Below are 23,438 nucleotides of genomic sequence, written 5' to 3'. Positions count from 1 at the left end.
GCAGGTGAAAGATGGGGAATAATTCCTTGCTGCTCTTGTAATGGCTGCTCCAAAATGGGGAATTTGTGAGGTATGATACTGCTATTGGCCCTTTTCTGCGCTTTGGTCTCTGTTTGGAAATGGCTTTTATTGAGAGGATTGGCAGGTGCATGCCTTACGGTGTTCCTTTGGCTTATCTGCTTGTTAAATGGAGGTTAGCAGGTGCACGCCTTATGCTGTTCCCTTGGCTTGTGCGCTTGTTTCGTGGGTGCAAGTGCTGTATTGTTTCATCTTTGGCGGTATGCGCTCACGGCCGCGGGGCCCCGCCTTCCCCTCTCGCACTGCCCTTTCGGCCTGCACGGTCTGTCTCTCTTAGTTGGTGTTTATCTAGGGCCAAAAGCGAGGCGCGCTCGGGGAAGACTGGAACTGGGGAAAGTAGCAGAAGCGGTGATGATGGAACCTGTAGAGACCAGGCACTGCCTTGTCTCTAGCACGCATTGCCTTTCCTCTCTGCAAAGGCGTATTTCCCTCCTGGGAGGGGTGAGTTGGTTCCTTACGGAATGACGCCTACCCAAAAGGCCTCGCAGCGTTTTCCAAACGTGCGAGCGTCTGTGCCAATGCCGTTTCCACGAAGTCCTCATTTTGGCACATGAACGGACGCCGCGTTTCCTTGGTACGCCGTTTTAGGGCTACTTTCTCCAAAAAACGTTAAAAATGCATTCTCTCTGATGGCGGGGGCGCCAGCAGACGCTACGCCGGTTATAAAATCTGATCATCCTGAGCAACTACTCTCATGCGGGTTTATTGCTTCACGAATCTACGCACAATGTCCTGCCCCTGGTCGCGGAGGCGGATGATATACAAGCCGGGGGCAAACTGGAGGGTGGAGATGGCCTGTCCGGGGTAGAGCGTACCGGTTCGCAGCGTAGAACCCTGCACGTTCCGCACCTCATAGGCTACCGGGTTCTGGATGCCCTGCACGCGAACTTCGGTAGTAACCGGGTTGGGGTACAGCAACAACTCAGGGGCTGAGGCGATGGCCCTTTGCTGCGCATTGATGCTTTGGTGGAGCAGGAGCGTAGGATTGCCTTCCAGCGTGTACACGGGCCAATCTGCGGTGGCGGCATTCTGGTAATACTCCACCACTCTGACATGATACGCCCGGAGCGGATCTAAACCCCGAATGAGGGCGGACGAACTTGATTCAGTGGCGACCACAAAGGTGCCGTCGGGCAGTTGGGCTCCCTTGCCGAAGGTGTCGTGGGCGGTGTAATGGGTTCCATCCAGAGGGAAGGCTGAAATGGGCGTATCGGCTTTAACCAGAACCAAGCGGTGGTTTCCGTTGCCCTGAACCCAGTTCAGTTGCGTGGTCATGGAATCTAACGGAACGGCGGTGAGGTGCGCTGCATTCTGGTTGGGCGGAAAGAGGTTCTGCATGGGCCAGCCATTGGCGGTGTTGAGGCATTTCCACCCCAGTTCATCCAGTTCCTGCCAGAACTCGTCAGTAGAGTTGTAGGTGTTCAGCAAGATGGCCCAGGTGTAGCCGCTGCTGGTGCGCACCAGGTAACTGGCGGTGCCGTCCAGACAACCGTTGACCCACCAGTTGTTGTGAAGGTTCACCTGCCAGCCTTTGGCGCGCCACGGATGCATGGCGGAGGGTTCCACCATGTTGGCCAGCGTATTCTGATCCAGCAAATCAGGCTGCGTAGAAAAGCCGTCAACTGACAGCAGCAGGCGCACCAGATCGCGGGCCGAGAAAAGCCAGCCGCCGTGGGCGTTCATGGCTTCCAGGTTAAAGCCGCCGTACGCCGAGGGCACCTGCTCTTTGGTTCCGTAGCAGGAAGCCATGCGGAAGTTGCTCAGGTACTCACTTTCGCGTTCCAGCTTGTCTTTGAGTAAGTTCCGGCCTAAATGCGCTTCCAGTACGCCGCTGGGCCGCAAAATATTCTCCTGCACCCATTGCTCGTACGGTTGCTGGGTCACCGCTTCCAGCACTTTCCCCAGCACCAGATACCCAATGTTGGAATACGCTGAACGGGTGCCCGGGGCGAAATCAAGGCCCTTGACCAGCAGAAAACGGATAAGGGTGGAGTCTGCCACCGGATTACGCGCTTTCATAACCTTCGCCACGTGCACCGGAAAGTCAATAGGGTCGCAGCCCGCGTAGCCGTCACACCCTATGGTACGATCCCAGCCCGCCGAGTGCTCCAGCAGGTGCTGTACCGTAATGTCCCGCAGGCGCGCATCGGTGGTGCCGGTGGCATAGTAGTCGTTCTGTAAGTAACCGCCCGGCCCAAACACCTTGTGAGACAAACTAAGGCGTCCGTTCTGCACCAATCTCATGATAGCCACCGCGGTCACCATCTTGGACACGCTAGCCACCCGCATAAGGTGGTGAGGCTGCAAAGGAGTGCTTTGGGCGACATCGGCATAGCCAAACCCCCGGGAATATACCAGCCTGCCCTCCCTGCTCACGGCGACCGAGGCCCCCGTTACCTTCCATTTCTTGATGAATTTCTGAATAGTGGCATCAAAACCAGTTAACTGGGGTACCTGTATTCCCGTTTGGGCGGAGGCGGTAAGCGTAATGAAACTGACGAGGAGCGTAATAATTGTTCTCAAATAATCGTCTTAAGCAGATGCTCCAACACAAGCCAGCAGCCACTTTGACGCCGCTCTTTGGAAATGCTAAATTATAGAACAATTTTAAGTAATGTAAGTCAGTTTATTGGTAAAAAATATAAACTTTCAAATAGTGCGAAACCTTGTGAGGTTAATTTTAGTAGTTGGTTTCTTTTGCTTTCTGTTTACTAAAAGAAAGCGATTTGTAATGAGATGCTTAGAAATTTTTTTGGCTCTCCCTGCCATACCGCCTGCTCCAAAAGACCTCGTAGAGTGTGCGCAGTTCCTACGAGTGTCTACGCCGTTTCCGGCCCGTTTTCCGCAAAACAGCCCCAAAACGCATCTCTACTGGAGAGTCGGCTAAGGGGGGGGGAAGCTATCTCTTGTGAAAGGGCAGGTAGAACAAGAGGAGCGAAGAGAAAAAGGCCCGTAAACAGGTTAGAGATCCTGAATGGGGGTGCGGACATCGTCTTCTAACCGGAGCATGCGTTCTCTTTCGGCGGCCCGTAGGGCGCGTTTGCTTAGTCTCCGGCGCCGGAACAGCTCCCCGAAGGTGTCAAAGTTGGCCTGGTGCAGCACGCTTATGGTCTGGCGGCTGGCGGTGGCATTGGCTTCAAAGTCGCGGGGTGTGGTTTCATAGGTGGCCCGGAGCCGGAGTTGGCCGCTTTGGCTCAGGTAATACTCTACAGACCAGTCGCCGGCGGCCGTGGAGCGGTTGTTTCCTAAGCGGTTGTTGTTCACGCTGCCCTCGCGGGTTACTTTCAGGCGGCCCTCCAAAAAGGTATAGCTTAAACGCAACTGCACGTCGTCCAGCACCTGGTTTCCGTAGCCGCTGACCCCAATGTCTACTTCCAGGTTGGTGTCAATCTGGGAGAGCCAGTAACTGAGCTGGTTGGAGAACAACTCGCCCACGCTGCTTCCTAAATCCCCAACGCCCAGGCCCACCTGTAACTCGTCCTGCGCCGATAGACGTTTGAACGCCAGCAGGGAAAAGACCTGGCGGTTCAGTTCCTGTTCATCGTTCCGGATGTTGTTCAGGTAACGGGTAATCTGGTCTTCCAGCAGGCTGGGCGTGTCATTGAACTCCAGGTTCAGCCTGATCTGGGGCGTGGTGAGCGGGCCGTCCAGATCCATTACGGCCGTAACCGGATAGCGGGTACGGGCCGCCGCAGACTGCTGTTCCTGTTCGTTCAAATCTGCTAAGATAGGAGCCAGGGAAACCCGCTGGGTATAGGTGGCGGTAATCTTCAAAAGGCCTTCCAGCGGGTCTCCGTTCCAGGTGACGGTGCCGCCGGGGCGCACGTTGAATTCTTTGTTAATGAGGCCCAACATAGTGAAGTTGTAGCGACCCTGCACAATTTCGTAGTTTCCGTACATGGCGAATTCGCCCCGGGTATCAATTTCCATGCGGATGTTGCCCCGGCCTTTCCCCCTGATAATGTCACCGGTACGTTCGTCAAAAATCAACTCTATGTAGGCGTTTTCATTTACGTCCAGGTTGAAGTTGAGCCGGATGCCACTCAGATCCACCCCTTTTTTCACCAGCGGAACGGCGGCCGTGGCGGCGGTGTCCTGCTTGGCGGGGTTGTTGTTCACGAACGTGATAAAGTTCTGCCTTTCCAGGGCCGTGGTGTTGTCCAGCGGAATAGAGATATTGGTGTTGTTCTCGCTTCGGGCGGTGATGTTGACCTGTAGGTTAGAGGTAGAGCCCAGGGCGGTTACCTCGCCGGTGGCGAAGGCGGTGCCGTAATACAGGGGGTTGTCGGCCCGGGTGGTATTCAGCACCATGAACTTGTTGAAGCGGGCTTTAAGGTCTAGTACCATGTTCTGGAAGCCGTCATGGAAAACCCCGCCGTTTAATATGGCCGTGTTGTTGTAAATATCGCGTATGCGCACGTTCTGGAAAGAGATATCGTTCTCAGAGAAGAAAACCCGGTCAGAGAAGGTGTACCGGGTGTTGAGGTAATTGAACACAAAGGCCCCCTCAGTCACCATCACGGACCCTTTTAAGATAGGCCCCGAAAGCCGGCCCGAGATGCGCACCCGCCCGTCCATGGTGCCGCCCAGGTCAGACATAATGGTTTTTAGAACGGGCTCCACAATCCTTAGATGGGCATCGTCCAGCACGGCCAGCAAATCCAGTTCCTCGTTGCCGCCGCTGGGGTTGTAGGTACCCGTGAGCGACAGCACTTTCTTGTCATCGCGGCTAATGCCCAAGTCCACGTTCATCCGCCGCAGGCGATTGTCCCAATTGGTGGTGCCCGCCACGTTGCCAATTAACTGATTGCCCAGCAGAAAGGTGTCTACCGTTAAGGTGGAAGACAGGTTCACTTCATGGTAGATATCCCTTAGTTGCAGTTCGCCGTTCAGGCGGCCGTCAATCTTGTCGGGCAGCAGCGGGTTCAGGTTTTCCAGCCTAAAGTTGGAGAGGTTCACGGTAAGCAGATCCTGCGGATTTCTGGAAAGTACCCCGAAAACGTTCACGCTCTGCGGGCCATTGGATAAAGTGATGTTGTCGAACCGCAGGGCCCCGTCATCAAAGACGATGGTGTTGTTGGGGGAGATAGTCCAGACTTTGTCCAGGACGTTGATGTTGGAGCGGTTAAAGACCACCTGAATCTGATCCTGCTCAAACGACACGTTCCCGCTGATGTTGGCGCGGTTGGTGGTGCCGCTCTGGGCAATGTTGCTGGAGAAATTGATAAGGCGCTCATTCCAGACCCCTTCCACGTACAGCTGCTCGGTATTACCGGCGTTGCCCAGTTTCTGCCGCTCAGAGGTGATGATGGCGTTGGCCAGTACATCTGGGGTGTTCCAGAGCTTGGAGGACGTTAGCTCAATGTGGTTGCGGTAGAACTCGTTTTTGCCGTACAGAATGGTGTCAATCCGGCTGATGAGGGTGAGCATGGTGGTAGGCCCGCTCCGGAAAGTGCCTTCCAGCGTAGAGAAGTTGGAGATGGAAATATCTGGGGCAAACGCGTGCAACACCGGGTTTACGTCCCGCAGGTTCACATCCAGGTCTACTTCATAGTCGGCGGGTGGAGCGGGAGATTTACGGCGATAATAGTTCACGATTTTAACCGGGTTGTTCTCCAGGTTCAGGCGGTACTCTTCATACAGGGTTTGCAGATCTTGGAAGAACCTGGAGTACAGGAAATTGCCGCCCGCCTGCAAGGCTAGCACCTCAGACCCCACGTGCAGTTCCCGAATGCCGTCATGGAAATGCGATTCAATGGTCAGCGAGTCAATGGCTACCTGGCGGCCATTGTACGCCAGCGTGGTGTTCCTGAAGTGGGCGAGCCCGGCAATCTCATCCAGTTTAATGCCCGTGAAATCAACATCGGCGGCGGTGGAAAGCACAATGGTTTGGTTTGTGAACCCAAGGGCGCGCAAATCGGCGGTGCGGATGTTGGTTTTCAGATCAAAAACCTGCCGGTTGTTCTGCAGGTTAATCTGCCCCGAGGCCGACATTTTCAGGTGGGGGTCATTGATGCTGAAGTCGCCGTTAAAGGTCTGGCGGCTCAGGTCTGCGTTGACCACTATGTTACGGAAGTTGTAATTGTTGATGTTAATCGCGTTGATGGTCGCGTCCAGGTTCAGGTTAGCCGTGGCCAAACTGAAGCCGCTGCCCTGTACCTTCCCGTTCATGGCCACCCTTTTTATAACACTGCGGTCGCCCAGCAAACCGCCCACGTCAAAGCCACTGGTCTGCAGATAGCCCCGATACGCCGAGCGGTCAAAGTTGTTTTTATCAAACTTGAGGTTGATGTCTGACACCACATTTCCCAGCGCACTCTGGAAAGAACCGTTGGCCACAAAGTCATTGTAAAACCCCGTGAACTCGCCCTCCAGTTTCACCGTTCCGGCCCGGGCCGCCATTTCATAGGCCTTCTTGGGCAGGAACTTCTTGATGTCCCGGGCATTGATGGTACTGGGCCCCAACACCAGATCGGCAAAGGTGTTCTTGAAATTAGGCAGGCCGTCGGCCGAAATATCGCCGGTGATGTGGGTGTGCTGTCCGTAGCGCACGTCTATGTCCTGCGCCCGAAAGTTCCTGACCTTGCCCTTCACCTTGCCCGACACCAGCACTTCCTCATCCCAGTCCTTGAGTACCGAGGCAAACAAGGAGATATCGTCTGAGTTCACGTACGTGCTGTCAAAGGTGGCGGTCACGTTCATGCTGTCATTGAACTGCTTGAAGTTGCTGAACGTGTTGTAGTCAAACCGCACGTAACTGGCCAGGTGGCTGTTGTTTACGCGCATGTTCAGGTTGTCCCATTCCCAGAACTTGGAGGCGTAGGTCATGCGCGTGTCCAGGTCTTTCAGGTACGTCTTGGATTTCCGGTCCATGGTGGTAAGGCTGGTGACCACCGTCTGGATGGTGTCTCCTTTGATGTTGATTTCTGAAAAACGGCCGTTAATCCGCTCCAGATCCATGTGCTGGTAATCTAACCCGTACGCCGCGAAGGGCTTGTTGTAGTTATGGTAGCTGAAATGCCCGTCTTTGAGCACAATCTCGTCAATCTTAAAGTAGAAGGGGGTTTTGGCCTTGGTGGTGTCTTTGGTCACCAGGTTAGACAACGCCCTAATGAACGTACTCATGTTCAGGGTATCTGACCCTTGGTACTGAATGAGGTTGGCCTGGGGTTGGGTGAGGGCCAGCGAAGCAATGTGCAACCGGTTCGGTTGGAATTTGACCGTGGGAACAGAAATTTCCCGGTCTCCAAACAAGGGAATGTGCCAACGGTCAGATTTGAAGAGCTGGAAAAAACTGATGTCCGCATCGGCTTCGCCGATGTAGAAAAGCGTTTTCTTCTGGCGGTCCAGCACCCGCACGTTGGTGAGCACCACGCTCTTGAAGAACTCAATGTCTACGCGGCCAATGGTCACCTGGTGGTGGATGGTTTGGGAGAGAATGCCGGCGGCTTTTTGGGCTACTTTGGTCTGAACGGCCGGAAAACGCAAGGCCAGGGCGAGGCCACCCACCAGCACTACCGTTAGTATTAGCAGGCCCAGAATTATTTTTAACAGAGCTTTTGCTATAACTTGCGGGTAGTTTTTCTTTTTTTCTTGCGTCTCTTCTTGGTCTTGCGTCTCCAACGGAATATGAACCCTACAATTTTAGCAATAGAATCGTCTTGTGATGAAACATCGGCTTCTGTCATTCAAAACGGCCGCGTGTTGTCCAACATTGTAGCCACGCAGGCAATCCATGAGCAATACGGCGGCGTGGTGCCAGAGTTAGCCTCGCGGGCGCACCAGCAAAACATCATCCCAGTGGTTTCTCAGGCGCTTCAACGAGCAAATATAGCAAAAAGCCAATTAGATGCGGTGGCTTTTACCCGTGGCCCCGGACTTTTAGGAGCCTTACTGGTAGGCTGTTCGTTCGCCAAATCCTTCGCCCTGGGTTTGAATCTGCCGCTCATTGAGGTGAACCACATGCAGGCCCACATTCTGGCCCATTTCATTGACGCGCCCCAACCCAACTTCCCGTTTCTCTGCCTCACCGTGAGCGGCGGCCACACCCAGATTGTGCTCGTGCGCAGCCACCTGGACATGGAAGTATTGGGCCAAACCACCGATGACGCCGTGGGTGAAGCCTTTGACAAGTCTGCTAAACTGCTGGGCTTGCCCTATCCCGGCGGCCCTATGCTGGACAAAATAGCCGCCACCGGTAACCCAAACCGTTTCTCTTTCCCCATCGTGAACATGGAGGGCTATGATTTTTCCTTCAGCGGTATTAAAACGTCTATCCTCAACTTCGTGAAGAAGAACACCGCCGCCGAGCCGGACTTTGTGCAGCACAACCTGCCAGATATCTGCGCCAGCATCCAGTGGGCTTTGATACAGACGCTCCTCAAGAAACTGGTGCTGGCTGCCAAAGAGCAGAACATCAAAGAAATCGCCATTGCCGGAGGCGTCTCCGCGAACTCCGGTTTACGGGCTACTTTGCAGGAATACGCCCAAAAACACAACTGGAACGTGTACCTGCCCGCCTTTGAATACTGCACAGACAATGCCGCCATGATTGCCATGGCCGCCCATTACCAATACCTGGCCGGAGATTTCACCACCCAATACGCCAGCCCAGACCCAAGGCTGAAGGTGTGAGAGTAGGGAGGCTGTTTTAGGCTTGTTTTGGAGAAATCAGGCTGAAAACGGATCCTTCCAGAATGACAGAATGTATGTTTTATTTTGCTCAAATACTTAACTAAATAGGTTCCGAAGTCTTCAGGCGGGAAGATCGACTGATACCTTCTGATTTAGTAAATGCTTTACAGAGCCCTCTGTAAAGTAAATTCTGCTAAAAACTTTTCCGTAACCCAGAATTCGTAGGTACATTGACGCCCTGAACAGCCTTAGCCACTACCAGAGGGAAACGCTTGCCCTGGGTGGCTAAGGTGCACCACTTAAAAACTGTGGTACCATGCGGAAACTCCTTATTTACCTTTTATCATTCATGACACTTCTGGGGGCGCAGTGCCAAAACAGCTTTGTTTCGGGGCAGAACGGCGAAACCGCAAAAATGGCGCGGCAAGTATTTGACCAACATGCCCGGTACAAAGAAGCCAGTATCTCTACCCGCCGGTTTAAACATAAAGACTTGGTGCCGTTGCTGGAGAAATTGAGACAGAATCCGCTGTTTGAGGTACAGGTGGCGGGCAAATCAGTAGAACAGCGAGACATTTACCTCATTAAAGCGGGTACCGGCAAAAACAAGGTCATGCTCTGGTCGCAGATGCACGGCGATGAGTCTACCGCCACCATGGCGCTGCTGGACATCTTCCACTTTCTACAGGCATCAGACGAACTGAACCCCATTAGGCAGGAGATACTGGAGAACAACACGCTCTACTTTGTGCCCATGCTCAACCCAGACGGGGCCGAGAAGTTCACCCGCCGGAATGCCCTGGAGATTGACCTGAACCGTGATGCCCTTCGGCTCCAGAGTCCCGAGGCCCGACTTCTGAAAAGCCTGCGCGACAGCATCAATCCCTCCTTCGGGTTTAACCTGCATGACCAAAGCAGGCTGTACACGGTAGGTACCACCGGCCGGCCGGCCACCATTTCCTTTCTGGCCCCGGCGTATAATTATGCCCAGAGCGTGAACGACGTGCGGGAACGGGCCATGCGCACCATTGTGGGCATGAACGAAAGTATCCAGCAGTTTTTGCCGGGGCAGGTGGCCAAGTACTCAGATGAGCATGAACCCAGAGCCTTCGGCGATAACATCCAGAAATGGGGCACCAGCCTGATTTTGATTGAATCTGGTGGGTACCAGGGCGACCCCGAGAAGCAGTACATCCGGCAGGTGAACTTTGCGGCTATTCTGGCCGCTTTGCAGCTAATTGGCGAAGAAGGATACAAAGACTACTCCAGCAAAGACTACTTCAAAATTCCGCAGAATGAGCGGTATCTGTATGATTTGGTACTCAGGAAAGTGCGCTACCGCGAGAAAGGCCGCAACACGTTGGTAGACATCGGGATCAACCGCTATGAAACCACCGCCAATACGCCGCAAGGATTCTATTACCGCAGTACCGTGGAGGAAATTGGCGACATGAGCGTCTTCAATAGCTACGAAGAACTCAACGGCGATGAACTTATCCTAACCCCGGGAAAAGTTTATGCCACACCGCTGGCGAACGTAGAGGCGCTCACCCCCGAGCGGACGAAGGAATTGCTGCAAGCGGGCTACACCACCGTCAAACTAGAGCGGGTTCCCCGAGGCTTGAACCCGGTAAACTTGCCTATGAATGTGCTCTCCAGATCTGGGAGTGCCAACCACATCTTGGGCCTGGGCCGGGGGGCTAACTTCACGCTCAAAACCCCAGACGGTCAGGTGCGGTACGCCATCGTGAATGGGTTCATCTATGATCTCAGCAAACCTAAACCCGCTCTTTTTCATGGTCTGGTTTTATAGGCATCTCTCCGTTTTGAGGCTGTTTTTAAGAAATTGGCCATTAAACAATTATGTTCGCATTATTCACCTTCTTCCTAAACCCTAGCTAAAACAATGGACGGAAATGCCATTATCCTCACCAACGGATTACTACATCAGTATCCGGCTAAAACAGCGCACGGCCTTATCAGAGGCACAGAGCGGTTCAAAATCATTGGCGTCATAGATGCTGTTTCTGCCGGCCAGGATGCCGGAGAAGTAGTAGACGGGAAAAAACGCGACATCCCGGTGTACGCAGATTTGGTTGATTTTCTGGAAAACAGCCCTGAAACCGCGCAGTACTGCCTGGTGGGCATCGCCCCGAAGGGCGGGAAACTGCCCGCCAGCATGAAACAGACCATTTCTGAGGCCATCCGCCAGAAAATGAGCATTGTGAGCGGCCTGCACGAGTACCTGAGCGATATGCCTGATCTGGCCGCCTTGGCGCAGGAGCACGGTGTGCAGTTGATTGATGTGCGCAAACCCAAACCCAAAAGCGAGCTGCATTTCTGGACGGGAAAGATCAAAGACATTCCGGCCCCGCGCGTAGCTGTGTTAGGTACCGATGTACGGATGGGAAAACGCACCACCACGCGTCTGCTCACGCAAGCCGCCGAAGCCGCCGGACTGAAAGCGCAGATGATTTTCACGGGGCAAACCGGTTGGATGCAGGGCCGCGGCAAAGGTTTTATCCTGGACTCCACCTACAACGACTTTGTTTCGGGCGAGCTGGAATACGCTATTCTGTCCAGCTATGAAGAGCACCAGCCTGATGTTTTCTTTGTAGAAGGGCAGGCGGCCCTGCGGAACCCCAGCGGCCCCTGCGGTTCTGAGTACCTGGTGTCTGGTCAGGTGAAATATGTGGTGCTGCAACACGCGCCCGCCCGCGTGTACTTTGATGACAATGAGGTACTCGGCTTCAAAATCCCGCCCCTTTCCACCGAGATCCAATTGATAGAACTGTATGGGGCCCAGGTGTTAGCCGTAACCCTGAATACCGCCGGGCTCACGTTGGAACAAGCGCGCACGTACCAGAAGCAATACCAGGAAGAGTTGGGGCTGCCGGTGATCCTTCCTCTGGAAGACGGGGTAGGCCCAATCATTGACCTGGTAAAACAAGTGCTGGAGAAGGAGGGAGCCGCTGCCGTATGAAGATAAAGGAAATCAACGTCTGGAAAACCAATCTGGAGTTAACCCGCCCGTACACCATCGCCTTTAAAACGGTTTCTGCGGTAGAGAATGTGTTGGTGGAGATTGTCACCGAAAATGGATTGACCGGTTTAGGTGCCGGAAACCCCAGCTCAGAGGTGGTAGGAGAGAAGCTCGCTGAAACCTGGGCCGTGCTCCAACCAGAGAACCTGGAGTGGCTTATGGGGCAGGACATCCGCAGTTTCCAGTTACTCTGCGATGAATTGCCGCAGCGACTCCCCCGCAATCCTGCCGCCCGGGCGGCGCTGGACATTGCCCTGCATGATGTGTTTTCAAAATACCTGGGCGTGCCGCTGGTGTCTTTCCTGGGCCAGCGATTGGAGTCTCTGCCTACGTCCATCACTATTGGGATCAAGTCTGTGGAAGAGACCCTGGCGGAGGCCGAAGAATACGTGGGCCGCGGCTTTACGCACCTGAAAGTAAAAGTGGGCGAAACTGTGGAGCGGGACTTGGAGCGCCTGGTAAAACTCCGTGAAGCGCACGGCAACAACGTCACCATCCGGATTGATGCCAACCAGGGCTGGACAAGCTATGACCTGGCCAATTTCTGTACCCAAGCCCAGCCCCTGGACATTGAGTTGATTGAGCAGCCACTTCCCGCCCCCATGATAGATGATTTGCGGGAGTTGCCAGACGCGGTGAAAGACCTGGTGGCCGCCGATGAATCTCTATTGGTTCCGGCCGATGCTTTTCAGTTGGCCCAATCGCCCCGCGCCTGTGGCATCTACAACATCAAACTGATGAAATGCGGCGGGGTGTACGCTGCCCGTCAGATTGGCACCATTGCGCAACAGGCGGGCATCAGCCTGATGTGGGGCTGCAACGATGAAAGCATCATCAGCATCTCAGCGGCCCTGCACGCGGCCTTTTCCTGCGCCAACACCCGTTACATTGACCTGGACGGCAGCCTAGACCTGGCCCGCGATGTGGTGTCTGGTGGGTTTATCCTGGAAAACGGCATCATGCGCCCCAACGGAAAACCCGGCTTGGGAGTAGAAAGGGTTTAGTTAGTGAGAGATTGAATGCTTGGGAGAATGACAGAATGAGTTTTCTTTCTGTGCTCTCTTCCCGTGAAAGAAAATGGAAGTCCAAAGAGAAAAACCGCTGGTCTAAATAGAGAGTAGCGGTTTTTTTATCTCGGCTGTGTATCTTTCCGCCATAGTACGTCATCTGCCACTCATTCATTCTCTCATTCATTCTCTCAATCCCTCATTCTCTCAATAATCTTCATCTCGCATGGTTTTAAATTATCTGTGGGCGGCGTTCTTTCTCATTGCCTTCTGCATTGCATTGTTCAAGCTCATCTTTTTCCAGGACGTAGAGGTTTTCCAGAAATTGGTGACCAGTACGTTTGACAGTGCCAAAACCGGTTTTGAGATCTCTTTGGGTTTAACCGGCGTTATGACCTTGTGGTTGGGGCTCATGAAAGTAGGGGAGCGCGGGGGCATCATCGCCATCTTTGCCAAAGCGGTAGGGCCATTCTTTAACCGTCTTTTCCCCGAAGTACCCAAAAATCACCCGGTGTTCGGTTCCATCCTGATGAACTTCTCGGCCAACATGCTGGGGCTGGATAACGCGGCTACGCCTTTGGGTTTGAAAGCCATGAAAGAGCTGCAGGAGCTGAACCCCAGTGAAGATACCGCCTCCAATGCCCAAATCATGTTCCTGGTACTCAATACCGCCGGGCTTACGTTGATTCCCATCAGTGTGCTGGTGTTCCGGTCGCAGATGGGCTCCGTAGATCCTTCGGCGGTGTTCATTCCTATTCTATTGGGTACCTTTTTCTCACTTCTGGGAGGATTACTGGCGGTGGCCCTTTACCAGCGCATCAATCTCTTAGACAAAGTGGTGGTGCTGTATTTGGGCACCATGGGCCTCTTGATTGGCGGCTTAATCTACTATTTCAGCACCATCTCGCAGGAACGGATTGCCACCATCTCCTCGGTAGCCAGCAACATCATCCTATTCTCCGTCATCATCTCCTTTATAGCCTTGGCCCTGGTTAGGAAAGTGAACGTGTACGAGGCGTTTATTGAAGGTGCCAAGGAAGGGTTTGGCGTGGCGGTTTCCATTATTCCGTACCTGGTAGCCATGTTGGTGGCCATTGGGGTGTTCCGGGCTTCGGGGGCGCTGGATATTCTGGTGAACGGAATCGGGGCACTTTTTGCCTGGCTGGGCTTCAACACCGACTTTGTGCCGGCCTTGCCGGTGGCCTTGATGAAACCGTTAAGCGGCAGCGGTGCCCGCGGCCTGATGGTAGATGCCATGAAAACCTACGGCGTAGATTCCTTTGTGGGGAATGTGGCCGCGGTGATCCAGGGCTCCACCGAAACCACTTTTTACATTCTGGCCGTTTACTTCGGCTCGGTGGGCATCCGCAAAACCAGGTACGCCGTCATCTGTGGGCTCATCGCCGATTTAATAGGGATTGTGGCCGCTATCTGGTTGGCATACCTGTTCTTCCATTAAGGGCCCGTTTTAGGGCTGGTTTGCAGAAATTAGCCCTAAAATAGGTTTTAGCGGAAGATTGAACCGGTGGTTTACCGGCTCATTTTCTAAAAATAGAGGTAAAACAAAGAGGGCTTCCAGATCTGGAAGCCCTCTTTGTTTAGAGTATGGAAGGGGTAAGGCGTATATTCAGTGATTTTCCTTAACCTGTTTCGCTTCAACTGCTTACCAAGGCTGAAGTTCTTTTCTGCCCAACAACCAGGGCGCGCAGAAGGCGAAAGAATAACTTAGCAGCGTTCTTTTAGGTAAAATGATGGCGTTGGCACTTTGGGCTAACGTGTTTTTAGCTTACAAAATCTCTATGGCCAATAACTTTCTACTCAATCCTGAGCTCCCCATCATCCGTCCCAATTGGAAAGGCAACCCGGTACAGAACGGTCGCTTCTTGAATGAGTTCAAGCAAAGCAGCCCATCTATGTTGCTGGCCCTGAAGTGGAAGTTGACCACAAATCCGCAAAAAGAGGAGAAGGAGAAAGACACCTGGTTACCAGCGGTAGTAGACCCAAGGGATTTTCTGCACGGAAAGCAGGACGGGATGGTGTGGCTGGGGCACGCAACGTTTTTTATCAGGTTGGGAGGAGTGACCTTCCTAACCGATCCGCTGTTCTACGGGGTCTCCATGCTCAAGCGGAAAGTGCCTTTTCCGGTGAAGCCCAGCGCCCTGCCGCATGTAGATTACGTGCTGCTCTCGCACGGCCACTTTGACCATTGCGACAAGGACAGCCTAAAAACGCTGCGTAAAACCCACGCCTTTACCGTGCTTACCTCCCTGAAAATGAAGGCCCTGATTCAGGGCTGGCTCCCAGACATAACCGTTCAGGAAGCGGGTTGGTACCAGGAGTATGCCCTGCGGGACAACCAGCCCCAAGTCTTTTACCTACCGGCTTTCCACTGGCACAAACGCGGCCTTACGGACAACAACCAAATTCTCTGGGGAAGCTTTATGCTGCAAACCCCAGAGCACACCCTTTATTTTGGCGCAGATTCTGGCTATGACCAGCATTTCAGGGAGATACAGAAGCTGTTTCCGAAGATTGATACCTGCTTGTTGGGAGTGGGGGCCTACAGCCCGGCATTCCTGATGCGGCCAAGCCATACCAATCCCGCGGAAGCGGTACGGGCATTCCAGGATTTGCAGGGTGGTACGTTGGTTCCCATGCACTACGGCACCTTTGATCTTTCTGATGAGCCCATCAGTGAACCGGTGCGTTGGCTACAGCAAATGGAATCGGCTGGCGAAATTCCGGGCCGGTTGAAGATTTTAGCCATTGGAGAGGCGCTGCACTTTTCATGAATAGAATCCCCACAGTAATCTTTCAGAAGGAAGAAATGATGAGAGAGGGAATGGGTTTTAGGCCTGTTTTACCCAAAAGAGAGTCAAAACGCTTCGGCCAATGTTGTTTTCCGCGCTCTTTCCTGCTGAAAGGAGTATCCGTTCTGGTGACTTCCCCGTATTTAGAGGAAAAGAGTTTTCACCTAAACAGAACCGAAATGGACAACGAGAAAAATATAAACCTGAATAACAGTCAGAACACCGTAAGCAACCAAGCAGAACCAGGCCGAGTGCCGCAAGCCATTGGTAAATTGCCTTTGCCTACTGATGTGAACGACAACCCTGGAGATGCTGTAGAGGGTAATCCCGGCATTATCACTGGCGGCAGTGGCCGAAGAGGAAATACCAGCGTGGAAGATGGCGGAGACGTGAACGGCAGCTCCACCGGCAGCCGTTAAGAGGATACAATCAACGCAGCGGCCCCGCCTGATCATCAGGCGGGGCCGCTGCGTTGTAGGTCATTTTTGGGCTGGTTTATCATAAACGAGCTTAAAACGACTCAGGTCTGGCTGGTGCTTCCTTTTGCGGTGCAGTTCATAGTCGTACACTACCTGCCCTAGATCACGCAGGAAAGGAAACCCGATGGAGTCGTACTCATACTTGCCATCGTTGTAAATCTCGTCTTCGTTCACGTGCACAGTGGCGGTGAGCAGAAATTCAATGTTTTTCTCAAAATCCACCACGTACGCGTTGTCCGTCAGGAACCCGAAGGACTGACCAATCTTGTTGAAGATTCTGATGTTGGCAGGGATTCTCTCTTCCCGGGTGGGGCCGCCATAGAGCAGGTACTTCACAAAGGCATCTGGGTACTCTTTTTCACTATAAGCCGGGTGCGCCGTTTCGCGGGGCAACTGCGACATGTATTGGTACATGAACCTGTAATCTTCAGGCGTGAGGTTGAAACGGTTCTTGGCCGGAACAGATTCAGGGAAAAAAAGCGCCCGCAGCATCTGGTGCTGGTCTTCTAAGGCAAACGTGTTGGAGTACGCAAAATCCCGGGGCTCCATCACCAGTTTGTCGTCGTTGGTCATGTTGCCTTTGCCTAGGAGAATAGGGGTGGGGTTTTGATAGCTCTTGTTGCTTTTCACCAGCCCCTGCTGGTACACCACCTTGCCATCTTGCAGAAACCGAACGGGGTTGGTGTATTGGTCTAACTCAATAGGCAGAAACGTGGTTAACCTGATGGGCAGCCGTATACTGGAATAGCCTTTCGCTTTTAAGCCTTCGTTCAGGGGTTCCTGTCCAACAAATTCATAGAGGCGGTTATAGGCGTCATTGTCACTGGTGACCAGAATCTTCCTGATGTAGTGCGCAATGGAAGGAAATCCGTTGGCCGAAGTGGGATCTCGTAATACGTTGGTTTGCCCGGTAAAAGCACTATCTGTGAACATAGTGGTTTCTTTGGACAGACCCGGTGCTTTAAGCGTATTGATCTTCTCCAAAGCCATTAAGGTGGCCGGCAGTTTCACCGTGCTGGCCGGGTTAAAATACTCCTGGGCGTTTACCCTATACCGGTACGTCTTGAAAGAGGGCGCATTGTTCTTGTCGCGGTCTATCTGGGTGTAGAGAATCTGAATTCTGTATTTCTCTGGCTGCTCCAGCAGGGTTTTGAATTTCTCGGGGTGCCGTTGCAGCAATTGAGAGAGAAACAAATCGGTTTTGGCTTGGGCCGATACGAGGGTGGAACCCAGCAGAAGCAGGGAGAGACCCAGGAAAGACTTTTTCATAGGATTGCAAGAGATATAGACGGAAGGGTTGAATATGCGTAGAATTTTTTAATCTTCGTTCTTAGTCCCACTAAATATGCGAAACCCGTTCCAGAAAGGAGATACCAGGCGTTACCAGAAACTCATCACCGAAGCCGATTTTGCCCGGTTTGAATCTGGGTTGGTGCATCCGGTGTGTTCCACCTTCGCGCTGGCGCAGGCCATGGAGTGGGCTTCCCGGCTGTTTGTGCTGGAAATGAAGGAAGAAGACGAAGAAGGGATTGGCACTATGCTCCATATTGAGCACCACAGCCCGGCTTTTGCCGGAGAAAATCTTCTCCTTGAGGCAACTTTCAAGACCCTGCACCAGAACGAACTACGTTGCGAGATAACCGTAAAGGCCGCCCAGCGATTGGTAGCTACCGGGCAAACCGGGCAAAAAATTTTGAAAAAAGAGAAGATCCACCGACTTTTGACGAACAGTAGAAACTAAATGGCGAAATCAAGCGAGAAAGACAGGCTGCAGAAAACGGTGAATATCTCAAACCGGCGGGCCTCTTATGAGTATCAGTTTCTAGACAAATACACCGCCGGCATCATGCTGCGCGGCACCGAGATCAAATCCATTAGGGAAGGCAACGTGAACCTTTCAGACGGCTACTGTACTTTCCACGGCAACGAGCTGTTCCTGCACCAGGTCACCATCTCCAAATACACGGAGGGCACGCACTACAACCATGAACCCACCCGTGACCGCAAGCTGCTGTTGAACAAACGCGAGTTGAAGAAGCTGAAGGAAGGAGCCCAGGAGCAAGGCGTGACCATCATCCCTACCCGGCTGTTCATCTCAGACCGCGGCTTTGCCAAAGTAGACATCGCCCTGGCCAAAGGGAAAAAACTCTATGACAAGCGCGAAGACATCAAAGAGCGCGACGTGAAACGAGAAATGGCCCGTGAGAAATATTAATTAGGAATTAGGTTTCTTATTAGACCACTGAAATTCCTGCGCCAATCGCACCTAAGCTTGTTGCATTAGCACATCAGCACATTTTCAAATTAGCACATTAATACCTTGAACTTCGGGATTTGCAAATTGAGTCTGGTGCCGGTGCGCCGGGAGCCGTCAGATAAAAGCGAACAGATCACCCAACTCATCTTCGGGGAATGCTATGAACTGCTCCAGACCCAGGAAAAATGGGTGCAGGTCAGAAACGCCGCCGATGACTACGAAGGTTGGATTGATTTCAAGCAGCACTTCCCGGTTTCTGATGCGTATTTCCAGGAATGGCGGAACGCCCAGCACCCCCGTTCCATGGATCTGGTGCAAACGGTGAGCTGCGGAGACACGGTGACGCCCATCGGCTTGGGCAGTGTGTTGCCGTTCTTTGACGGCATGAGCATACGGGTAGGGGAGGAACGGCTGCTCTACAACGGCCGCGCCTCTAACCCCACCATGCCTTACCGCGAGAATTTCCTGCAGAAGATTGCCCTGCAATTCATGCGCGCCCCCTATGTATGGGGGGGCAAATCCATCTTCGGGATTGACTGCTCCGGGTTTGTGCAGCAGGTGTACGGCGTGTGCGGCTACCAGCTCCGCCGCGACGCGTACCAGCAGGTGGAACACGGGCAGGAAGTGCATTTCGTGAGCCAGACCCGTCCCGGCGATGTCGCCTTCTTTGACAATGAGGAAGGCCGCATCATTCACGTGGGCATTGTGCTGGAAGACCAGAAGATCATTCATGCCTCCGGCGAGGTGCGCATTGACCAGCTAGACCACCACGGCATCTACAACCGCGACCGCAAACGCTATTCCCACAAGCTCCGCATCATAAAACGCATTCTTCCAGAGTAAATCTGTGTAACACGAACGCCTGAAAATCAGTTAGAAAAATCTGTGGTAAGATAATTTTTCGTATCTTACTTAAAGGATCTACTGAGCAGGTTTTCGTATGAATGATAAGGTACTCTTACTTAATCAAGATTACTCCGCCATAGCCACGTGCAGTCTGCACAAGGCTTTTGTCTTGATTTATCTCCAGAAAGCAGAGCTCATTGCGGAAGACCAGCTAAACGGGCTGCGCACGGTACGCCAGACGTACCCCAAACCGCTTGTGATCCGGTTGCACCGCTATGTGCGGGTGCCGTACAAGGGCATCTCCCTCACGCGCCAGAACATCATGCGCCGCGACCGCAACAAGTGCCAGTACTGCGGCTCCACCAGAAACCTTACCTTAGATCATCTGCTACCCCGCTCCAGAGGCGGGGAGAGCACGTGGTACAACCTGATTACCGCCTGTTCCCGCTGCAACTCCAAAAAAGGCGACCGCACCCCCGAAGAAGTTTCCATGAAACTCTTTTCCAAACCCTTCAAGCCTTCTCTGGTTTCCTTCCTGCGCGACAGCATCCAGGATACCGACCATGCCTGGATTCCTTTCCTGCGGGAAAAGGCACGGGCGTAAGAAAGCCTACCCTGCTCCTGTTTTAAGCTTACTTTTACAAAATCAGGCTCGAAACGAGTCTAAAATAGGTTTATACTATTCTAAGAGCTTGTCTGAATTTCAGGTTTGCAGGCTCAACTAACCAGAGAAAGGTTCTGCGGAAGCGTTTTTTGAGCGGCGTAGCAGCACTACGGGGCGAGAAAAAGGCGAACGCAGGTTCTTTTTATGGCCATTTGCAGTGCTAAGATGAAATTTATACATGCTCTAAGGCACGGGGAAGTAACTTCCGCGCCTTAGAGGGTCATAGAAGAACGTTTTAGGGCTGATTTCGTCAAAAAGCTCTAAAACAAGAAACCAAACCACAAGTTTGCAACTTCCAGAACTCTAAAGCTTTTTACCGTGAGTTGAAAACCTGAGCTATGAGAGTTCCAAGTTGAGAACTTGAAGCAGAACCCATAGAAGACCTGTAGACCCTTGCTTTATAGTACTTATTCAGAGCAACCTACCGTTAGGAGGCATTTATAGCCTGTTTTCCTGAAAATGGCCTTAAAACAGGAGAGTGGGGGAAGTGAAAGCAAACTCGTTGTAAGTCAGGTTACTTATGCTGTTTTTAGAGGTAAAATCCCTTTTTAATTGGTAAAAATTTGTACCTTCGCGGCGCGTTCAAGGTGAATGCCCCGGGTTTCAATGTTGAAAAACGGGTATGTAAAAGAAGCTACGGGTAGGTAAGTGGTTCTGTGCCTAGCTGTTATATTTTGTGAACCAATAGTGCATTATGGCAAATTTAGAAGATTTTGACTGGGGCAAGTTTGAGTCTCAGGGTTTCGGCGGTTCTTACTCTGCGACAGAGAGAGCCGAAATGGAACAAATGTATGCCGACACCCTGAACACCGTTCAGGAAGAGGAAGTGATCAAAGGTACCGTGGTTGGTATCACTGAGCGCGACGTAATCCTGAACATCGGCTTTAAATCTGATGGTCTGGTTCCGATTTCTGAATTCCGCGACATGCCGGATCTGAAAATCGGCGATGAGGTGGAGGTATTCATTGAAGACCAGGAAGACCCGAACGGTCAGTTGATCCTGTCCCGCAAGAAAGCCAAAATCGTGAAAGCGTGGGAAATGATCTACGGCGCTTTGGAGAACGACACCGTGCTGGAAGGCGTGGTGAAACGCAGAACCAAAGGTGGTCTGATCACCGACCTGTATGGCGTAGAAGCCTTCTTACCAGGTTCACAAATTGACGTGAAACCAATCCGCGACTTCGACATCTATGTGGGTCGTAAGATGGAAGTGAAAGTGGTGAAAATCAACGCCGCTTTTGACAACGTAGTAGTATCGCACAAAGTGCTGATTGAGAAAGATCTTGAGCAGCAACGTGCCGCCATCCTCAACAACCTTGAAAAAGGCCAGGTTCTGGAAGGTGTGATCAAAAACATGACCAACTTCGGGGTCTTCATTGACCTTGGTGGCGTGGATGGTCTGTTGCACATCACAGATATTTCATGGGGCCGCATCAACCACCCGCAAGAGGTGTTGGAGCTAGACCAGAAAGTAAACGTGGTAGTGTTGGATTTCGACGACGATAAGAAACGTATTTCTTTGGGTATGAAGCAGTTGACTCCTCACCCATGGGATGCTCTCCCTGCGGAAGTAGAAGTTGGCTCCCGCGTACGTGGCAGAATCGTGAACGTAGCAGATTACGGCGCGTTCTTAGAACTGATGCCCGGCGTAGAAGGCTTGATCCACGTATCAGAAATGTCATGGTCTCAGCACCTGCGCAACCCACAAGACTTCATCAAACAAGGTGACGAAATTGAGGCGGTTGTGTTGACCATGGATCGTAACGACCGCAAAATGTCTCTGGGCATCAAGCAGTTGACTGAAGATCCTTGGACGAAGGAAGATGTATTGACCAAGTATGCCGTTGGAACGAAGCACACGGGTGTGGTTAGAAACCTGACCAACTTTGGCCTGTTCATTGAGTTGGAAGAAGGCGTAGACGGCTTGGTGCACGTGTCTGACTTATCCTGGACTAAGAAAATCAAACACCCATCTGAGTTCGTGAAAGTTGGTGACAGATTAGACGTTGTGGTGCTGGAGCTTGATGCTTCTGCCCGTCGTCTGGCCCTTGGTCACAAACAACTGGAAGAAAACCCATGGGATACGTTCGCTACCGTATTCAACGTAGGATCTACGCACAAGGCTACCGTGTTAGAGAAATCTGACCGTGGTGCCACGCTGGAGCTGCCGTACGGTATTGAAGGATTCGCTTTCCCTAAAGGGTTGACCAAAGAAGATGGTTCTAGTGTAGAAGCCGGTGAGCAAGTGGACTTCAAAGTAACGGAGTTCTCTAAAGATGACCGTAAGATCATCTTGTCGCATACGGCGGTACACACGGCCCAGCCAGAAGATGCCAAGCGTAAGAAGTTTGAGAAGAAAGACGCTCCGGCTGCCGCAGGCGCTCCTAAAGCTGCCGCTGCTCCGGCTGCCCCTAAGAAAGACGAAGTTCGTTCTACCTTAGGTGACCTGGATGCTCTTTCTGCCTTGAAAGACCAGATGATGGAAAACGAGAAAGAAGCCGGTGAGAAAAAATTAGCCGCGGCTGCGCAAGCCCGTGCTGGTAAATCTACTGATTCTGACGCTACTGACGCTGGTACAACTGAATCAGCTGAATAATTTTTTAGGTAGGTAACTGCCTGATTTCTAGAAAGGGCCTCTGAAAAGAGGCTCTTTTTTTATGCCTCATCGCAAAAATAAGCGCGAAGGAGTTGTGACCGTATTAAATCCTGTCTATATTTGCACTCCCAATCACGGTAACGTGGCCGAGTGGTTAGGCAGAGCTCTGCAAAAGCTCGTACAGCGGTTCGAATCCGCTCGTTACCTCACCCGAAGAAAGCCTGCTTATATTAAGCAGGCTTTCTTGTTTTTAGCTTATAATCACCTCTGCCCTTCAATTGCCTAAGACCTTGCTGCTATTCCTTCCGATATACCTATCCCTATTGAGTGATAGGTGTGTCTCAGTGGTGGTGGAGTGCTAAAACCCACCCCAACCCCTCCCAGGAGGGGAATGCGCCTTTCAAGAAGAAAGGAATGCGTGAGAGACAAGGCAGTGCCTGGTCTCTACGGGTTATCATCACCGCTGCCCTTACTTACTTTCCCCAGTTCCAGTCTTCCCCGAGCGCGCCTCGCTTTTGGCCCTGGAAAGACCTCCGCTAAGAGAGGCAGACTCCTCAGGCCGAAAGGGCAGTGCGAGAGGGGAAGACGAGGCCCCGCGGCCGTGAGCGCATACCGCCAAAGATGAAACAATACAGCACCTGCACCCACGCAACAAACGGACAAGCCAAGGGAACAGCAAACCGCGTGCACCTACTTATCCTACGGAATAGACAGAAAAGCCAAGGGAACACCTAAAGCATGCGCCCTACTCATCTCCCCATAGAAGACCTTTCCGCGCACAGGCTAAAGCGCAGAAAGGAACCAATAGCACTGTAAACCCTTTTGTGGTAAGTTTACCTCCAGTAATAGTTTACAGAGAAAGATCTATTTATCTAATTGACCAAGTATTTTCTTGCATTATAATTTATCTAATTGAAAGATAAACGCTTATAAAAAGAGTTGCGGAAAACTCTAATTACATAAGTTCTTAACAACAGCAATACCTCAAAAATATCGGTTTAAATGATGCGCCCATCACTTTGTT

The 23,438-nt window shown here is 52.3% G+C and carries 15 protein-coding genes and 1 tRNA gene; 13 read left to right on the top strand and 3 right to left on the bottom strand.

Features of this window, described 5'->3' with window-relative positions:
* Nucleotides 1-780 precede the first annotated feature (780 nt).
* Nucleotides 781-2,601 (bottom strand): serine hydrolase, encoded by a 1,821-nt coding sequence (locus HHO50_RS07650; RefSeq protein ID WP_181305419.1) that lies wholly within the window; start codon nt 2,599-2,601, stop codon nt 781-783.
* A 438-nt stretch (nt 2,602-3,039) separates the two neighbouring features.
* A complete protein-coding gene (locus HHO50_RS21520) occupies nt 3,040-7,587 on the bottom strand; it encodes a translocation/assembly module TamB domain-containing protein (protein ID WP_181305418.1) in 4,548 nt (1,515 codons plus the stop codon).
* A 120-nt stretch (nt 7,588-7,707) separates the two neighbouring features.
* Between HHO50_RS21520 and tsaD the strand changes: the two genes are divergently transcribed.
* From tsaD to HHO50_RS07610, 7 genes are all read left to right on the top strand, one after another.
* Nucleotides 7,708-8,712 carry a tRNA (adenosine(37)-N6)-threonylcarbamoyltransferase complex transferase subunit TsaD gene (gene tsaD, locus HHO50_RS07640; protein WP_181305417.1) on the top strand — a complete coding sequence of 335 codons (1,005 nt, stop codon included), beginning with the start codon at nt 7,708-7,710 and terminating at the stop codon, nt 8,710-8,712.
* A gap of 316 nt (nt 8,713-9,028) precedes the next feature.
* Nucleotides 9,029-10,525: a M14 metallopeptidase family protein gene (locus tag HHO50_RS07635; protein ID WP_255478646.1), complete on the top strand. Its 1,497-nt coding sequence runs from the start codon at nt 9,029-9,031 to the stop codon at nt 10,523-10,525.
* Between the two features lie 93 nt (nt 10,526-10,618).
* Entirely contained in the window at nt 10,619-11,695 is a 1,077-nt protein-coding gene (locus HHO50_RS07630) for a DUF1611 domain-containing protein (protein WP_181305416.1), read from the top strand.
* Nucleotides 11,692-12,759 carry a mandelate racemase/muconate lactonizing enzyme family protein gene (locus HHO50_RS07625; RefSeq protein ID WP_181305415.1) on the top strand — a complete coding sequence of 356 codons (1,068 nt, stop codon included), beginning with the start codon at nt 11,692-11,694 and terminating at the stop codon, nt 12,757-12,759. Before HHO50_RS07630 ends, HHO50_RS07625 begins: the two co-directional genes overlap by 4 nt.
* A gap of 229 nt (nt 12,760-12,988) precedes the next feature.
* Entirely contained in the window at nt 12,989-14,221 is a 1,233-nt protein-coding gene (locus HHO50_RS07620) for a nucleoside recognition domain-containing protein (protein WP_181305414.1), read from the top strand.
* A gap of 340 nt (nt 14,222-14,561) precedes the next feature.
* Entirely contained in the window at nt 14,562-15,554 is a 993-nt protein-coding gene (locus tag HHO50_RS07615; protein ID WP_181305413.1) for an MBL fold metallo-hydrolase, read from the top strand.
* A 197-nt stretch (nt 15,555-15,751) separates the two neighbouring features.
* Entirely contained in the window at nt 15,752-15,991 is a 240-nt protein-coding gene (locus tag HHO50_RS07610) for a hypothetical protein (protein ID WP_181305412.1), read from the top strand.
* A gap of 60 nt (nt 15,992-16,051) precedes the next feature.
* Here the strand turns inward: HHO50_RS07610 and HHO50_RS07605 are convergent, their stop codons facing one another.
* A complete protein-coding gene (locus tag HHO50_RS07605; RefSeq protein ID WP_181305411.1) occupies nt 16,052-17,320 on the bottom strand; it encodes a serine hydrolase in 1,269 nt (422 codons plus the stop codon).
* Nucleotides 17,321-17,396: 76 nt separating this feature from the next.
* Between HHO50_RS07605 and HHO50_RS07600 the strand changes: the two genes are divergently transcribed.
* The 6 genes from HHO50_RS07600 (at nt 17,397) to HHO50_RS07575 (ending at nt 22,621) form a co-directional block, all read left to right on the top strand.
* The gene (locus tag HHO50_RS07600) at nt 17,397-17,792 is read left to right on the top strand and encodes a thioesterase family protein (protein WP_181305410.1); all 396 of its coding nucleotides are present in this window, start codon (nt 17,397-17,399) and stop codon (nt 17,790-17,792) included.
* The gene (gene smpB, locus HHO50_RS07595; RefSeq protein ID WP_181305409.1) at nt 17,793-18,266 is read left to right on the top strand and encodes an SsrA-binding protein SmpB; all 474 of its coding nucleotides are present in this window, start codon (nt 17,793-17,795) and stop codon (nt 18,264-18,266) included.
* Between the two features lie 105 nt (nt 18,267-18,371).
* A complete protein-coding gene (locus HHO50_RS07590) occupies nt 18,372-19,151 on the top strand; it encodes a C40 family peptidase (protein WP_255478645.1) in 780 nt (259 codons plus the stop codon).
* A 97-nt stretch (nt 19,152-19,248) separates the two neighbouring features.
* A complete protein-coding gene (locus HHO50_RS07585) occupies nt 19,249-19,758 on the top strand; it encodes an HNH endonuclease (RefSeq protein ID WP_181305408.1) in 510 nt (169 codons plus the stop codon).
* Nucleotides 19,759-20,512: 754 nt separating this feature from the next.
* Entirely contained in the window at nt 20,513-22,414 is a 1,902-nt protein-coding gene (gene rpsA, locus HHO50_RS07580) for a 30S ribosomal protein S1 (RefSeq protein WP_181305407.1), read from the top strand.
* A gap of 136 nt (nt 22,415-22,550) precedes the next feature.
* Nucleotides 22,551-22,621, top strand: a tRNA-Cys gene (locus HHO50_RS07575).
* The last annotated feature ends 817 nt before the right edge of the window (nt 22,622-23,438 follow it).

Origin of the sequence: Rufibacter sp. XAAS-G3-1 (assembly GCF_013623775.1) — a bacterium.
Taxonomy (GTDB): Bacteria; Bacteroidota; Bacteroidia; order Cytophagales; family Hymenobacteraceae; genus Nibribacter.
This window is presented reverse-complemented; position numbering and strand designations above follow the sequence as displayed.

Bases quoted from the DNA above. Each gene is read 5' to 3' on its own strand.
- HHO50_RS07635 (WP_255478646.1), top strand. From the start codon at position 9,029: ATGCGGAAACTCCTTATTTACCTTTTATCATTCATGACACTTCTGGGG.
- HHO50_RS07615 (WP_181305413.1), top strand. From the start codon at position 14,562: ATGGCCAATAACTTTCTACTCAATCCTGAGCTCCCCATCATCCGTCCC.
- HHO50_RS07610 (WP_181305412.1), top strand. From the start codon at position 15,752: ATGGACAACGAGAAAAATATAAACCTGAATAACAGTCAGAACACCGTA.
- smpB (WP_181305409.1), top strand. From the start codon at position 17,793: ATGGCGAAATCAAGCGAGAAAGACAGGCTGCAGAAAACGGTGAATATC.
- HHO50_RS07630 (WP_181305416.1), top strand. From the start codon at position 10,619: ATGGACGGAAATGCCATTATCCTCACCAACGGATTACTACATCAGTAT.
- HHO50_RS07605 (WP_181305411.1), bottom strand. From the start codon at position 17,320: ATGAAAAAGTCTTTCCTGGGTCTCTCCCTGCTTCTGCTGGGTTCCACC.
- HHO50_RS07600 (WP_181305410.1), top strand. From the start codon at position 17,397: ATGCGAAACCCGTTCCAGAAAGGAGATACCAGGCGTTACCAGAAACTC.
- HHO50_RS07625 (WP_181305415.1), top strand. From the start codon at position 11,692: ATGAAGATAAAGGAAATCAACGTCTGGAAAACCAATCTGGAGTTAACC.
- tsaD (WP_181305417.1), top strand. From the start codon at position 7,708: ATGAACCCTACAATTTTAGCAATAGAATCGTCTTGTGATGAAACATCG.
- HHO50_RS07620 (WP_181305414.1), top strand. From the start codon at position 12,989: ATGGTTTTAAATTATCTGTGGGCGGCGTTCTTTCTCATTGCCTTCTGC.
- rpsA (WP_181305407.1), top strand. From the start codon at position 20,513: ATGGCAAATTTAGAAGATTTTGACTGGGGCAAGTTTGAGTCTCAGGGT.
- HHO50_RS07585 (WP_181305408.1), top strand. From the start codon at position 19,249: ATGAATGATAAGGTACTCTTACTTAATCAAGATTACTCCGCCATAGCC.